The sequence below is a fragment of the Paenibacillus jilunlii genome (genome assembly GCF_900102965.1).
Classification (GTDB): Bacteria; Bacillota; Bacilli; order Paenibacillales; family Paenibacillaceae; genus Paenibacillus_AQ; species Paenibacillus_AQ jilunlii.
On record NZ_FNGM01000001.1, the window covers coordinates 1,019,432 to 1,034,159 of the forward strand.

The following is a 14,728-nucleotide window of genomic DNA, read 5'->3' on the forward strand; positions in this document are numbered from 1 at the left end:
GTGGATGTACAAAATAGAGTTTCAGTGAATGCGGATGACTTGTGTGCCTGGTCAAGAGCCAAGGCCGAGCCGCAATGGCTGCTTGAGCAGCGTTTACAGGCGCTTAAGCAGGTGGAAGATCTGGAGTTGCCAGAAGTGGAAAAAATAAAGCTTGAGCGTTGGGATATTCATGAGCATGGAGACTACAAAGCTGAGAAATTGTGGCCGGGCCTGCAGGAGGCGCACGAGGCAGTCCACAGTCTGGTCAACTTCCCGGTGGAAGGCGGGCTTATCGTTCAGCATAACTCTGATGTAGTTTATACCGAATTGTCGGCTGATTTGGCTGCACAAGGAGTGATTTTGACTGATCTGCATACGGCGGCGAAAGAGCATGGGGAACTGGTACAACGATACCTCGGTCAGGCTGTGAAACCGGAAGAGCATAGGCTGTCTGCTGTACACAGTGCCGTATGGAGCGGCGGTGTATTTCTATATATTCCGGACGGAGTAGAGGTTGATGTGCCGCTTCAGGCGATCTTTTATAGCAGCATGAGCGGGGCGCGTTTTGCACCGCATATCCTGATTGTGGCCGGAAACAACAGCAAGATCAGTTATGTAGACAATTGCATATCGGGCAGAGAGGATATCAAGGTTCTACATAACGGTGTGTTGGAAGTATTTGCAGGAGCAGGCTCCAAGGTGCAGGTTGCTTCGGTTCATCAGCTTGCTGCTGCTACAACGGACTTTACCCAGCGGCGTGCGGTTGTGCTTGCAGATGGAGCGGTAGAATGGATTATCGGGGAGATGAACAATGGTTATACTGCCACTGATACCAAGACATTGCTCCAAGGCAATGGCTCCAACTCTGATGCCAAGGTGATAGCTGTAGGTTCGGGCTGCCAAAAGTTAAGCTATACGACTCAAGTCCAACATTTTGGCAGAAGCTCTGTGAGCCAGATGATTACACGTGCTGTAATGCGTGAAGAGGCTACGGCCATTATCAATGGGATTACCAAGATTGAAAAAGGCGCAACAAATTGTGACGGCCAGCAGACAGAACGTATCCTGATGTTGAGTCCCAAAGCGCGCGGCGATGCCAACCCCATCCTGCTGATTGATGAGGATGATGTCACAGCCGGCCATGCTGCATCCGTGGGGCAAGTGAATGCGGAGCAGATCTATTACTTGATGTCACGGGGGATCTCCCGGAATGAAGCGGAATATCTTGTTATTTTTGGCTTCCTGGCTCCTGTCATTTCGGAGATTCCGCTGGAGGGAGTTCGCAGCCGCCTGCAGGATTTAGTGGAGAGAAAGCTGGGCAGATCACAGGAATTCAAATCGTAGATCACAGTAAGTTATATGAAGGACAAAGGAGTGACATCAATGGCTAAAAATGCACCTGATATGGGCGACTATAAATATGGGTTTCGTGACGGGCATCAGTCTGTTTTCCAATCCGGAAAAGGGTTGACCCCGGAGATCGTGCGGGAGATTTCCCGAATCAAGGAAGAGCCGGAGTGGATGCTTGAGTTTCGTCTGAAAGCGTTGGAGCAATTCTACAAAATGCCGATGCCCCGGTGGGGAGCTGATTTGGAGGGGCTTAATCTTGAAGAGATTCAATATTATGTGCGCCCATCGGAAAAGCAGGGAAAGACCTGGGAGGAAGTGCCGGTTGAAATCAAAGCAACCTTTGACAAGCTGGGCATTCCCGAAGCGGAGCAAAAGTTCCTGGCGGGTGTATCCGCTCAATATGAGTCGGAAGTGGTATATCACAGCATGCGGCAGGATCTGGAGGAGCAGGGTGTTGTTTTTCTGGATACGGATACCGCGCTAAAGCAATATCCCGAATTGTTTAAGGAATACTTCGGTACAATTATTCCCCCAGCTGACAATAAATTTGCAGCACTTAATAGCGCGGTGTGGTCCGGCGGAAGCTTTGTATATGTTCCCAAAGGAGTACAATGCGAGGTGCCTATCCAGGGGTATTTCCGGATTAACTCCGAAAACATGGGGCAATTTGAGCGGACGTTAATTATTGCCGATGAAGGAAGCTTTATCCACTATGTTGAAGGCTGTACTGCACCCATTTACAGTACCAGTTCCCTGCACAGCGGGGTCATTGAGATCATCTGCCGGAAGGATTCCCGTGTGCGATACACTACCATTCAGAACTGGGCGCCCAACATCTACAATTTGGTGACCCAGCGGGCTGTGGCAGAGGAAAATGCCACGATGGAATGGGTAGACGGTAATATCGGCTCCAAGGTTACGATGAAGTATCCGGCGGTACTTTTGAAAGGGCGGGGGGCCAAGGGGTCAGTATTGTCGATTGCCGTAGCCGGCAAGGAGCAGCATCAGGATGCCGGAGCGAAGGTCATTCACCTGGCCCCCGATACCACATCCACGATTATATCCAAATCAATCAGCAAGCAGGGGGGCAAAGTCAGCTACCGGGGCTTGTCCAGCTTCAGCCGCAATTCCGCAGGTTCCAAGTCCAATATCAAATGCGATACGCTGATTCTGGACAACCTGTCGACATCGGATACGGTTCCTTATAATGAAATTAAAAACGACCAGATCACGCTGGAGCATGAGGCCACCGTATCTAAAGTATCCGAGGAACAGTTATTTTACTTAATGAGCCGCGGCCTTACAGAGGAAGAAGCCACGCAAATGATTGTGATGGGCTTCATCGAGCCCTTCACAAAAGAGCTGCCGATGGAGTATGCGGTTGAGATGAACCGGCTGATTCAATTTGAGATGGAAGGAAGCATCGGTTGATTTGCTATATCGATTGAACTTAAAAATATACAAAAAAAGGGGAGCGTGGCGGAGGGGGATTTTGGAACTGTAGGAGCGAACGCGTCCGCCTTTGTCTGCGGATTTCCACTGCGAACAGCGGTATACAATCAAGAAATCTGCAGATGGGCAGCGGCCGGAAGTCCAAACATTCTCTGGAGTCACGACCAATCCCGAATTAGAAAAATCACAAGTTCAATCTATATAGTTTATAAATCAAGCATTTAACTCTTGCTCTTTAAAGAAGTACGAGGTGTTATTAATGAAGAAAAAAAATTCGGATATCTCAGAACTAACTCAGATTACCCGTGAGAAAAGGAAAGTTCAGTTCTACCTCAATATGCTGTTAGGATTGGGCGCGAGTTGTGGTGTGATGATACCTACAGAATCCATTTATACGCTTTTAATGGAGCTTTCGGATCAAGAGGCCTCTCTAATGCAAAAAGCAAAGGATCACTCAGACTATCCAGAGTGAAGCAGGTTTGAATTGACTGTTGATAAAACAATAAGAGGAGCTGGCATAATGGAGGAAAATGAAATTTTATTTGATGAAGTATCGGAAGTGCTTCTCAAACTGCGTCCCTTCCTACTGCGTGATGGCGGAGATGCAGAATTGGTTGAGGTTGAGAACGGCGTAGCTAAATTAAGATTTTTGGGAGCCTGCAACGGTTGCCCAAGTGCAACGATTACGTTAAAAGCCGCTATCGAGCGCGCAATTCTTGAAGAAATCGATGAAATTAAAGAAGTTATACAAGTATTTTAAATTCCTAAACCCGCAAAAAACCTTGTTTTTACAAGACTTTAATATGAAATGCAAATAGCCATATCTCTAAATCATTGATATAATAGAAAACGTTAGAATAGAAACATATATTCCCCGATAAGCGAAACCTATCAGTATCACCTAGCCCATACTCTACCCTTCATGGGGGAGATATGGGTTTATGTTATTTTGTGAGGGTGGTCCATTGAAAGAGTTAATCATGCAGGTTATGGAGTGCAAATACGGTGCAGTGCGCCGAACTAGAACCAGACTGAAGCTGTTTATCGAGAAATTGCTGGAAGAGAACAACAGGATTCCCCGGGAAGTCCTAAACTACGAAGTGATGGCGAGGTTGGCGTGAAGCATGAACTGGAGTGATTTTGGAGAACGGAATAAACGGCTGAACCCCTTATGGACTCTGGGGGCAGGCATGAATCTCGGCGAGCTGCAGCCCTATAAGGAAATGATTGCGCTCAGCGTGCTGCTTCAGGTCTATTATCTGGAGCTGGAATCCAATGAGCAGAGGGCCAGGGAGGATATTGTGGAGCTGGCCTGGAGTTCATTGGAACGGTTCAATATCACGAAGCTGGGCACCGCCGAATCCGTGGAGCGGCTGGTGGACGGTCTGCTGTGGAGCGGAAGCGGCGGGGATTTCGAAGCCTACTATTATGATGATCTGTCCCGGCAGATGGCCGTGCAGAAATACAAATATTTTACGGTGGACGAGGATGCTACCCGCACCAGCTGGGAGGAAAGCGGCAGAACCGTCTACAGGTTGTCTGAATATGCCATGGAGCTGATCTTCATGAGCCATGAGATTATTGAAGAATTTCAGATCAGCATCAAGCTGCTGGAAATTCAGATGCACATCAAGCATGGACGGGTCACACGTGCGATGCAGGATGTGGGCGAACTGATCTCACGGGTGCGGAAGATGACACAGCAGCAGCAGGAATACCGCAATGCGCTGCGCCGCAATCCCAAGCATATGTTCAGTGAATACGGTGTGCTGCGGCATCGGCGGCTGGAGGAAATTCACCTGCAGTTTGACGAAGAGCGCAGGCATTTCGATAACATTCACCGTTCGCTGGCCCGGCTTGCCAATGATGAGAAGGATGTTATCGACTTCAATGAGCTGCGCCAGCTCGCGGAGAGAGTGGAGCTGTCCAGACGGGTGCATGATGAGCTGGCTGAGGTGGTGCTGAGCATCTTTGAGGCGGAGACGAATCTGCGGCTGAATTTCCCGGAGCTATTCTGGGGAGCCGGGGGCTTTAATTTCCGCACCCATATCTGGGAGGAATGGGTGAAGTCCGAAGGGCTGCCGGATGCGGACAGCCTGGAGCTGCTGATCGGCGGGCTGTTCACGCCCGGCCAGGATTTTATCTATCCGCTGGCCTGGGCATGGGAGGAGCAGGAGGCCGGCTTTTTGCCCGAAGATGTTTTGGACGAGCCGGACGAAGGCGGGGAAGAAGAGAGCAGCGCCTATACCCCGAAGTCTATTCCCTGGCCGCAAGTTTCCGAGCTTTGGCTTCCTGTTTTTAAAGGACTGGCGGAAATAGGAAGCTTTACCTTCGCCGCGGAAGCATTTACGGAAGAGGAACAGCGCAAATGGTCGGGCACTCCGGATGCGGTTGATCTGTGGGCGCAGTTTTTCCACACGGAAATAACTGTGCAGGCGCAGGACGCGGACAGCCAAGGCGGGGCGGCAGATGAATGCCAGAAATTAATCCAGCAGCTGCTGGCGGCAAATCCGGTGCTGGAGGTTCTGCGCGGCAAGGTGCTGCGTACAACCATTCAGGGCAGCCATCGCTCTAGCGTCACCTGGCCCGGTCTGGAAATGAGTCCTTATACCATAACTATCATAGAGAGGTGATGATTCAGCATGAACTATTCGCTAGAACAATTACAGCAGGCTTCGCGGCTGTTTTTTGACCTGCTACGCCGGAAGGTGATTTCGCTGGATGATCCCGCAGCCGCTGAATGCCTACAGGACAACGGAGCTTATGACGCCCTGCAGTACATGGCCAAAGAAGGAGGCTGCCGGATAATGAATTCCGGACACCGCCTCCACCTGCTGGTTAATCCGCTGGGCTCGGGTTTTGCCAGCAACTTCACGCAGCTCAGGAACAAATATTCACGGATTGAGCGCAAAACCCATTTACATATCATTAACATTATTATTCTGGTGTTCCTGGCCGAGATGGACCAGGATGAGCACCATTTCAAGCCGGGACAGGACAGCATGTCCTATATTCAAATCTCAGATCAGGTATCCTCATTGTTTCAGGCATGGGTCGAAATGGACAGCGAGGGCGGATTCAGCAGGCAGTGGCGTCTGGATATCCAGGCGATGCATAAGGTCTGGACAAGCCTCTACATGCAGACCAAAAGCCAGGAGGAAGCCGATTCTCTAAGCAGAGGAGCTAGTTCCCGGATCGGATTAATACATGAGGGTATGAAGCTGCTGGAGGAAGAGCATCTGGTCTTTATCTCGGAGAACGAGAAGCGGATTTTCCCCCGCGAAGAATTATATGAAAGAATGCGTTATCTGTACCATGATGTTGACCGTTATAAGGAACTGAAGGCACTGATCGGGCGCACCTTGACGGAGAAGGAGGGGGAAGCCCATGCCGCGTATTGAGCGGATCCGGATTACCGGACTTAAATATGAAAAGATGCTCAAAAAGTATGACGATATGGTTCTGGACCTCAGCAATGAGGAAGGGCCGGCCAACACGCTGATTACCCTGATGAACGGCGGCGGGAAGGGTGTGCTGCTGCAATCGATTTTCCAGCTGCTGATTCCGAAAGCGGCCTGGGGCAAGGATAATGAGAACCAGGTTGAGGCTTTTTTTCATAATCACAAAAAACAGCTCAAGCCCTATACCTTCCACGTGGCCATTGAATGGCGCCTGGATAATAACGACCGCAATGAGTACATGACCACCGGCATCGCAATGACGGCCCACAGCTCTGTGGACCAGCTGGAAATCAAGGTCGATTATCTGCTCTATGCGCTGCTGGACTATGAGGAACATGCTGAGCTTACACTTTCCACATTGCCGCTCTATGATATCGATGCCGCTGGTCCTGTTAGTTTCGAGAGCATTCAACAGTTCGTGCGGGACCACCGGGGAGAAATGGCTTCCTTTGGAAGCCACAGCTCGGATCTGAAAAAATACTATAATTTCCTGGCGGAACGGGATATCCATATCGGCGAGTGGCGCAACATGCGGCGGATTAACGGTGAGGAAGGCGGGATTAAGGGCTATTTCCAGAAAAATGATGCCTTTACGAACCAAAATCTGTTCGAAAAGCTTATTATTCCCGAAATCGGCACCAGCCTGAACGAAGGCCTGCCTGAGCAGGAAGGCTCGCTTCAGAAAATGTTCATGGATGCGGCGACCGTTGCGCAGAGACTGCCGATGCTGGAGCAGCGCGAGAAGGCTTTTGCCGAATTTACCGTGCTGGCCGCACCGCTGCATGAGCTGGTGAAGCAGGGGATGGAAGCGGAACTGCGCTACCGCGAAACAGAGCTGCTTGGACGGCAAATGTACACCGTGATCCATGACGAGCTGAAAACAGCCGAAGAGGGGCGCCGCAAAAAAGCAGACGAGCTGGTACAGCTCCATCAGGAGGCGCGGCAGCTGCGTTTTGAAGCAGATAACCTGAATTACCTGCGCAGCAAAGAGGAGGCCGACCGGAAGCAGGAGGATTTCACAAAGATAAGCGATAATCAGAGCCGTGCCCGCCAGCGTCTGGAAGATTCGAAAGCGAAGGAAAAAGAGCTGGAGGTGGCCCATTATCTGGCCCGGCGGAAGCTTCAGCTCCGCCAGATGGAGCAGTGGCAGAAGGAGATTGAAGCCATCGAAGGGTCGCTTGAAATGAAGGAGCGCCAAGAGGTGGTGCAAGCTGCGAAGGAAGAATTGCGCCAGCAGTGGCAGCAAGTGTCCAAGCTGTGGCAGGGGCAGATTACGGCGTTCAGCCGCCGCCAGCAATCCTTGAGTGCCGATGAAGCTGCCCGCCGTAAGGAACGCGAAAGCTGTCTGCTGGAGCTGGGCGGCCTGGACAGCCGGATTCACGAGCTGACCGCCTCCATCCGCCAATACACGGAAGCGCTCGGGGCATTCGCCGCCCGCCATGGGCAGGAAGCCGCCCATTCACCGGCTGCATCGCTTCAGCGGGCCATCGCTGCTGCCAGAGGCTTCGCCGAGAATATTGTTACGCTGAATGAACGGCGCAAGGCTGCGGACGAAGAACGCTTCAAGCTGCATACGAAGCATACCCAGGTCAGCGGGAAGCTCCTTGCCCATGAGCAGCAGGAGGGGGAGCTGCAGGAACAGCTGGATATCCAGCTGAACCGGGAATCGCAGCTCTGGTCACAGCTGGTCGTGCTGCTGGAGCTGTATGAAGAGCATAACCGGCTGGGCGCTACGGGTTTGTTCGAAGCGAAGGCTGCTGTGCAGGAGCGCTTCATCCGCAGGCTGGACGAAGCTGAAGTGCAGACCAAACGGCTCAGGAGAGATTATTATCATCAATTGCTGGATGTTGAGCTGCAGCATGAAGCCTACTGGCTGCCGAATAGCGATCTGCTGACAGTGAAGGACAGGCTCGACGCGCTGAAGATCAGCTCGATGCTGGGCAGCGCCTTTCTGAACGATCAGCCTTATCTGATCCGCGAGGAAGAGCTGGAGCGGCATCCGCTGCTGCCTTACAGCCTCATTGTCACCGAACGCGAGGCGGCCAAGCTGCAGCCGGGAATGCTGAAGGACCTGCTGCTCAAATCAGCGGTGCCGGTCTTCATCCGTGAGCAGATGGCGCAGCCTGCGGAGCAGCCTTTCCTGCTGCTGGGCGGACAAGGCCCGCAGATGGTGCTGCAGCCGGACCGTTTTCTGGAGTGGAAGCAGGGGATCTCTGCAAGACTCAAGGATCAGGAAGCGGAGCTGCAGGATGCGGAGGGATATCTGGCGAAGCTGAAATCCGCTAGGCAGGAGTATGAGCGGTTGTTCCAGAGTGAGCATTCGGTTAGCCTCAAGGGCAAGCTGAACGCTCTGAATGGCTTGCAGAACGAGCTGCGCATAAGTCTGGGCGAACTGAACACTGAAATTAGCGAAAATGCAGCGGCAATGGGGGAGATTATGCGGGAAATCTCCGAATGCGAAGCCGGCAAAGTGGAACACGAGGAGAAAGCAGCAGCGCTGCGCGAATGGAATGAACGGACCCATAAACAGGAGCAGGACTATAAAGACAAGCAAAGGGCGGTTGACCGCAGAAGCGAGCTGAACAAAGAGATTACAGGCAAGGAGCAGCAGCTGGCACAGCTGAAAGCCGAGCTGGACAGTACAGCCCTGGAACGGGAAAAATGGGTTGGAGATACCCGGTATTCATTGTTTCCAAGGCTGCAAACCTGGTTCCCTGAGCTTGTCTTCCCGGCCGGACCACAGGCTTCCTCAACCGGACATGCAGAGGATCAGCCGGAGTTCCCCCTTGATGCTTCCATTCAGGACAAACTGCTTCAGACCCTAAGTACTCTGGAGAGCCTCCAGCAATCCTTGAGCCGGAATGAGCTGGAAATCCGTACAAGGGCCGCACAGATCAAAGCAGCGGCTGAACAGCTGGCCGAGCTTGAAGCAGCCGTCCAGCAGATTGAGGCGGATTGGCGCAATGTACCGGAGCCAAGCGATACGCCTGATGCGATCATGGCAGCCAGAACGCGGCAGAAGAGCGACACTGGAATGCTGGACGAGGACTATCAGCTTGTCCGGGATTCCTTCGTCCGCTGCCAGACTGAGCTTGACAATCTGCACAAGCAGCTGGCCAAAGCGGAGAAGGCGATCAAGGAAAAGCACGAGCGGGCTGTGGAGCTCTGGAATGAACCGCTGGACCCGAAAGAAGAAGAGATCAGGGAACGGTCCCGTGAGAATGAGTATGCACTGAACGGCTGCAAGCAGACCCTGGCTTCACTGGATCAGTGGCTTCAGACACTCGCCAGCCAGAGCAAAGTCATGGAAACCCATGTGGAAGGGCGGCTGCAGCTGCGTGACATACCTGAAGAGGTGCAGCTGCGCACAAGAGAGGACTGCGAGCAGGCTGTGGCTGAGTGGCTGCTGCGCAGCAGAGAGAGCCGCAGTGAACGGAATGAAATATCACGGAAAGTCAAGGAAGAGAAGACGGCACTCAGCGGCAAGCTTGCCAAAAGCGGCTGGAATGCCGAGCTTGCAACCAAGATTCAGGAACGGCTGAACACCGTGCATTGGGAGGACTTCTCTATTGCACTGCAAGTGCTGGACTCGATGCTTCAGAGCTCGCAGGATCAGATTGAGAGCATCCGCAGCGATAAGGAAGGCATGGAGCTGTCACGGAAAATGTGGGTTGGCCGGGCTGCTAAGCGGGTAGTGCAGATCGTTGATATTTTGAAGCGTATGGAGCGCCGGATGATTATCCACAACGAGAACGGCCATGCGTTCCCGCTGGTGCGTTTGAATTACAAAAACATCAATGTGCCCAAGACAACCGAAGATATCGAACCGCTGGTGAGCGAGTACTTCAACCGCTGCATCAGCAGCCTGCTGGAGAAATTCCCGAAGATCGAGCAGGTACCGGCAGCGGCGGTCAAGGATCTGATCAGTGACGGCATGATTGTCTACGCCGCCCTGCAGAACCGTTTTCCGGTCTTGCAGGTCTATAAGCCGGTGACGGAGAATTATTTCCTCTATGCGGCTCCGGAAGAGTATCACTACTCCGATTGGGAAGTCATCAACCGCGGAGCATTGGATGAAGCAGTCGGCAGCGGCGGGCAGCGCCAGTCCGTCCAGCTGCTGGTGGCGATGATGATCATGACCCATAAACGGGTCAACCGCGAGAATAAAGGCTGGACAGTCTTTTTATATGACAATCCGTTCGGTGAAATGGTTTCCAATAACGTGCTTGATCCGGTATTTGAGATTTCCAAGGCATTACGCTTCCAGTGGCTGATCGTTACCCCGCCGGAGCTGGTGAAAAATGATGTCAGCGTCCGCTTCGGCGTCTACTGGCAGCTTTATTTTGGCGGTGAAAAGGGTGACATGCTGGAGTCTACGCTCATTAAAGGCGGACGTAAGCTGATTCCGGCCTCATTGTTCTGAATCTCGAATCATATGATAGATAGAGATAGGAAGGTACACAATATTCAGTTACTAACGTTGGAAGTTGGAACTCTATCCAGTAGCACGCGTAACCGATATAGAGGATAGGATCTATGTCATGCCTGGGGGTACGTATGAAAAAAACTTTTAAATTGGCGCTTATCGCCATGCTGCTTAGTGTACTGCTGCTGCCGTCGCTCAGTTTGGCCAAAACAGCCGTTCCCAAACATACCGCATCATTTTATGTGAACGATTTTGCCAATGTGATTGACACGAAAACCGAGAACTATATGGTCAACTATGGTGTGCGTCTGCATCAGAAGGATGGGGCGCAGGTCGTGCTGGTCACTGTGGATTCTACGAATGGCGTTTCGATGGAGGAATATGCGACTGCTCTTTTTAACTCCTGGGGCGTAGGATCGGCGGACAAAAATAATGGCGTACTGCTGCTGATGTCCATCAAGGATGATGATTATTGGGCAGTTCCCGGCAAAGGCCTGAAGTCTGCTCTATCCGATAGCAAACTGTCCAAGATTCTCTCTGCGTCGCTGGAGCCGGATTTCGCCAAAAAGGATTACAGCGCCGGTGTCCGCAAAACTTATGGCGCATTGGTTCAAAGCCTGGGCGGGACCTACACGGAGACGTTAGGCTCGAAAAATTATGTCGCCGATAATGCCGGGGTCTTCCAAAAGGTTACAAAGGATTATTTGAACCAATCCGGCAACCGGTACCAGCCTACGACTCGAAGCGGAGTGTACATTGTAACGGTGAAGAATTCCGGCAATCAAAGCCTGGAGGATTACACCTATGCCAAATTCGCTTCAGCGGGGGCAGGTCCAAATGATGTGATGCTGGTGCTGGATATCGGCGGTGACAACTATCATGCACTGCAGGGAAAGAATATCGACGGCATACTCACCAATGATGTGGTCAGCAGGATTTTGACTACCGAACTCGAACCGCAATTTGCCAAAAAGAACTATGCAGCCGGTGCAACAGCCGCAGCCAATGCATTTTACAGCTTTTTTCTGTCCCGGGCAGATCAGGTACAGGGGACTGCGGCTGCAGCTGCCAAGCCTGGCAGCACCATTGTTTCTCCGGGTCAGACCGCAACCGAAACTGCGGGTCCATTAAAGATTGATGAAATGCAGCCTATTTCTGTTGCCAAAGCATTTACGATTATGGGTATATTTTTGCTCATCATTCTTCTGATTAGTGTTCCTGCCTCGCTGCGCAACCGGCATATTGCACGCTATGGCATTCCGGTGAACCCGCGCAACCCGCGGAATGTCCGCCGTTATGGCACCTGGTACGGTCAGCCGGGCTACGGGTCTGGGAGCCGGTGGTACAACCGCCAGCACCGCAGCCGCAGACCCCCGGCGCCTCACCATCACAACTCCGGCAGCAGCTTTTGGGGAAGCAGTCCGGAGGACAGCAACTCGACCAACCACGGCGGTGGAGGCTTCTCCAGCGGTGGCGGTGCCGGGCGTTATTCATCCAGTACGGACGACGATGATGACAATCGCGGTGGTGGGGGTTCGAGCTACGGCGGAGGTGCGGGCCGTTATTCCCCGGACGACGACGATAACGACAGCGGCTCCTCCGGTGGCGGCGGCAGCGCAAGCAGCGGCGGCGGCGTGGGGCGGCATAGCTAGAACGGAGTTATGAATTAGAGGGTAGGGGGCTGCTGCGAAGCGGCTCCTTTTTTTGTTTTGGAAATCTATTGCACTTCCTGCAGCAGATTCCTCCTAAATAAGCTAAAAAACAAAATCTATTGTATTCTGTGCAGCAGATTTTAGGGAAAAGGTCTTTTTGAGCCCAATTCTTGAATTTCAATTGCATGAAATACAATAGATTGTTTTTTATCGGAGTTAGCGGAGTAATCTGTTGCACCAAATGCAATCACACTGAGCTCTAAGCACCAAATGAAGATAATCCTGCCTACATTCAAGTGAAGAATTATGGGTTTTTCTAAAATCTCACTATATATGCCCGGGTAAGTCCTTTTGGTCGCATAAAAGATCTCTGAATTAGCCGGAAGCGGGCTAACTGATGAATCTGGGAGTGCCTCGTGGGCTACCGCAATAGATCATGCTTTTTCACCCGTTAAAAATAGCTTTCGCTGCATACTCCTTTGAAATAGAAGCAATAAATAGTTTTCTTGGTCATCCCGGCTGTAAAAATCGCTATAGATTTTACATCTTCTATAGGATCGATTTTTTACAGAGGGGGGACTCCGTTTGCAGACCCAAGCAACCGCGACCAAGGAGAAAGAGAAAACATCGGGCAGCCATAAACCATACACCAATCCACTGACGTTCGTACGGCCAGCAGCAACAAAGATGCCGGACCCGGTGGAGATTATCCGGCGTGTCCGTCAAAATCCGGCTTCTTTGAGCCGGGAGGACAAGCTGGCGCTCCAGCGTACGCTCGGCAACCGTGCCGTGGTTCAATTGTTATCCAGCCTGAAGGATGGCCGTAAGGAAGAGAAGAAGACGGATAATTCTTCAGAGGCGAAGCAAGGCGAACAAGCACAGGGGCTTTTGGAAAAATCAGCTGAAGAGCGCGAATCCGCCCACGCGGTACAGCGCAAAGAGCAGGAGGCAGTGCAATCCGTAAGGGTTGAAGCGGTGCCAGCGGTCAAGAGGGATCAGACAGCAAGTGATTTGAAGCTGCAAAAACAGGAGCAGGGCCAGGGCAAGGAGCAAAGGAGTATAGCAACTAACCCATCCGGCCTAATTCCTGAGTCGAAGCCGACTGCGCAAGTGAAACCAAAAGGAACAGCGAAAGAGAACCCGGCAGCCCAAAAAGCTTCCCCGGGCGTTGAAGACAGCATAGATAAGCCCCCCAATGTCGAAGCAAAATCCGGAGCTGCTGAGGCAAAGAAAGAAGAAGCGGCTGATCCCAATGCAAAGGGCAGTGGAAAAGAACAAACTGTAGAGCATACAGAAGCACAAGCGGGGGCCAGCAAGGACGGCAAGAGCGGCAAGGGCAGGGGCAAGGAAACCACGTCGGAAACAGCACAGAAAGCCGCACCGAAGGAACCATCCTTGGGAGATGCCTTGGGCGCATTGGCGGGAGTGGGGAAGGAAGAGCCGGCCAAGGCTAAGAAGGTGAACATCCGCGGGGAGGATCCGGGGCAAATCCTCGATCAGCTGACCCATGTTCAGCCCACCGAGATAGGGGATGCTTACGCCCAGGCTGTAGATGTGTCCACAGGAGCACTGGCGAAGCAGAAGCAGAAGACCAAGCAGGGGATGCCAGTGATACCCGCTCCTACGGGACTGAAGGGAAAAGCGCTGCAAGCCCGGAGGAAAATAGCGCCGCTGAAACATGACGTTTCAGACGGATTTAAGAGCGAACGGTCTGGCGGAAACGCGCAACCAGGGAATCTTGGACGAATGGACATCGGGTCCTCAGGTTCAGACGGAAATCCGGAAGCCATGTTGGGCGAAATCCGTTCCGCTGCGGCGGTGCCGCCGGAAATCAGCCTGACCGGCGAGGCGGACCCGTCCCAGCTCGAAGGCTTTAACCAGGAGGCCTCCCAGCAGGTAGGAGCAGCCAAGCGGGCGGAGCTGGGTCAGATTAACCACCCGTTTGGTGAAAATGACATCTACCCCGAGCCGGACGGCTCCACACTGAAAGCTTCCGCAGAGCTGCAAGGCGGCCATGCCCCCGGAGCCAAAAAGCTGCCTGTACTGGGAGTGCCGGCGGACATGACTGCCGGGCTGAATCACAGCCTGGCTCCGGAAATGAAGAAACAGCTGGGTGCCAAGCAGGCTGAATACAGCAAGGAGAAAGCCAAGTTCGACAGCAAGGTGCAGCTCTCCAAAGCAGACAGCCACGCGCAAATCCAGCAGGCGGAGGCCGAGGCCAAGGACAAGCAGCTTAACCAGCAGGCCGGGGCAAAGGCGGAAGTGGATCAGCTGCGCGGCGAATGGAAAAACGAGCTGGATGCGGCCGAAGCCGACTATGCCGGTCAGGCTGGAGCCGCAGCACAGCAGAAAAAAGGCGAGATCAACAGCGTCCGGGCGGAAAAAGAGCGCGAAGCGCAGACAAAGCA

At 52.6% G+C, this 14,728-nt stretch carries 9 protein-coding genes and 1 pseudogene; all 10 read left to right on the forward strand.

The genetic code is table 11. The annotated features are described in order from the left end of the window. Nucleotides 1-1,323, forward strand: a complete 1,323-nt coding sequence (gene sufD / locus BLQ82_RS04790; protein ID WP_062528152.1) for a Fe-S cluster assembly protein SufD — start codon at nucleotides 1-3, stop codon at nucleotides 1,321-1,323. Nucleotides 1,324-1,362: 39 nt separating this feature from the next. Then, a complete protein-coding gene (gene sufB / locus BLQ82_RS04795; protein WP_062528153.1) occupies nucleotides 1,363-2,760 on the forward strand; it encodes a Fe-S cluster assembly protein SufB in 1,398 nt (465 codons plus the stop codon). 280 nt (nucleotides 2,761-3,040) lie between these two features. Then, on the forward strand, nucleotides 3,041-3,253 hold the full coding sequence (locus BLQ82_RS04800) for a hypothetical protein (RefSeq protein WP_062528154.1): 213 nt from the start codon (nucleotides 3,041-3,043) through the stop codon (nucleotides 3,251-3,253). A 48-nt stretch (nucleotides 3,254-3,301) separates the two neighbouring features. Continuing rightward, entirely contained in the window at nucleotides 3,302-3,541 is a 240-nt protein-coding gene (locus tag BLQ82_RS04805; RefSeq protein ID WP_062528155.1) for a NifU family protein, read from the forward strand. A 205-nt stretch (nucleotides 3,542-3,746) separates the two neighbouring features. Then, nucleotides 3,747-3,902, forward strand: a complete 156-nt coding sequence (locus BLQ82_RS31790) for a hypothetical protein (protein ID WP_157243865.1) — start codon at nucleotides 3,747-3,749, stop codon at nucleotides 3,900-3,902. Nucleotides 3,903-3,905: 3 nt separating this feature from the next. Continuing rightward, nucleotides 3,906-5,414 carry a hypothetical protein gene (locus BLQ82_RS04815; RefSeq protein ID WP_062528157.1) on the forward strand — a complete coding sequence of 503 codons (1,509 nt, stop codon included), beginning with the start codon at nucleotides 3,906-3,908 and terminating at the stop codon, nucleotides 5,412-5,414. A 9-nt stretch (nucleotides 5,415-5,423) separates the two neighbouring features. Then, the gene (locus BLQ82_RS04820; protein ID WP_062528158.1) at nucleotides 5,424-6,182 is read left to right on the forward strand and encodes a DUF6063 family protein; all 759 of its coding nucleotides are present in this window, start codon (nucleotides 5,424-5,426) and stop codon (nucleotides 6,180-6,182) included. Continuing rightward, complete coding sequence (locus tag BLQ82_RS04825) at nucleotides 6,169-10,665, forward strand: coiled-coil domain-containing protein (protein ID WP_062528159.1); 4,497 nt, start codon at nucleotides 6,169-6,171, stop codon at nucleotides 10,663-10,665. Before BLQ82_RS04820 ends, BLQ82_RS04825 begins: the two co-directional genes overlap by 14 nt. 134 nt (nucleotides 10,666-10,799) lie before the next feature. Beyond that, entirely contained in the window at nucleotides 10,800-12,320 is a 1,521-nt protein-coding gene (locus BLQ82_RS04830; RefSeq protein WP_062528160.1) for a TPM domain-containing protein, read from the forward strand. Between the two features lie 585 nt (nucleotides 12,321-12,905). Continuing rightward, nucleotides 12,906-14,728, forward strand: a pseudogene (locus tag BLQ82_RS04835) (HNH endonuclease); the annotation flags it as partial.

Excerpts from the sequence above, each read along its gene's own strand:
- BLQ82_RS04825 (WP_062528159.1), top strand. The coding sequence starts at position 6,169 with ATGCCGCGTATTGAGCGGATCCGGATTACCGGACTTAAATATGAAAAG.
- sufB (WP_062528153.1), top strand. The coding sequence starts at position 1,363 with ATGGCTAAAAATGCACCTGATATGGGCGACTATAAATATGGGTTTCGT.
- BLQ82_RS04805 (WP_062528155.1), top strand. The coding sequence starts at position 3,302 with ATGGAGGAAAATGAAATTTTATTTGATGAAGTATCGGAAGTGCTTCTC.
- BLQ82_RS04820 (WP_062528158.1), top strand. The coding sequence starts at position 5,424 with ATGAACTATTCGCTAGAACAATTACAGCAGGCTTCGCGGCTGTTTTTT.
- BLQ82_RS04830 (WP_062528160.1), top strand. The coding sequence starts at position 10,800 with ATGAAAAAAACTTTTAAATTGGCGCTTATCGCCATGCTGCTTAGTGTA.
- BLQ82_RS04800 (WP_062528154.1), top strand. The coding sequence starts at position 3,041 with ATGAAGAAAAAAAATTCGGATATCTCAGAACTAACTCAGATTACCCGT.
- BLQ82_RS04815 (WP_062528157.1), top strand. The coding sequence starts at position 3,906 with ATGAACTGGAGTGATTTTGGAGAACGGAATAAACGGCTGAACCCCTTA.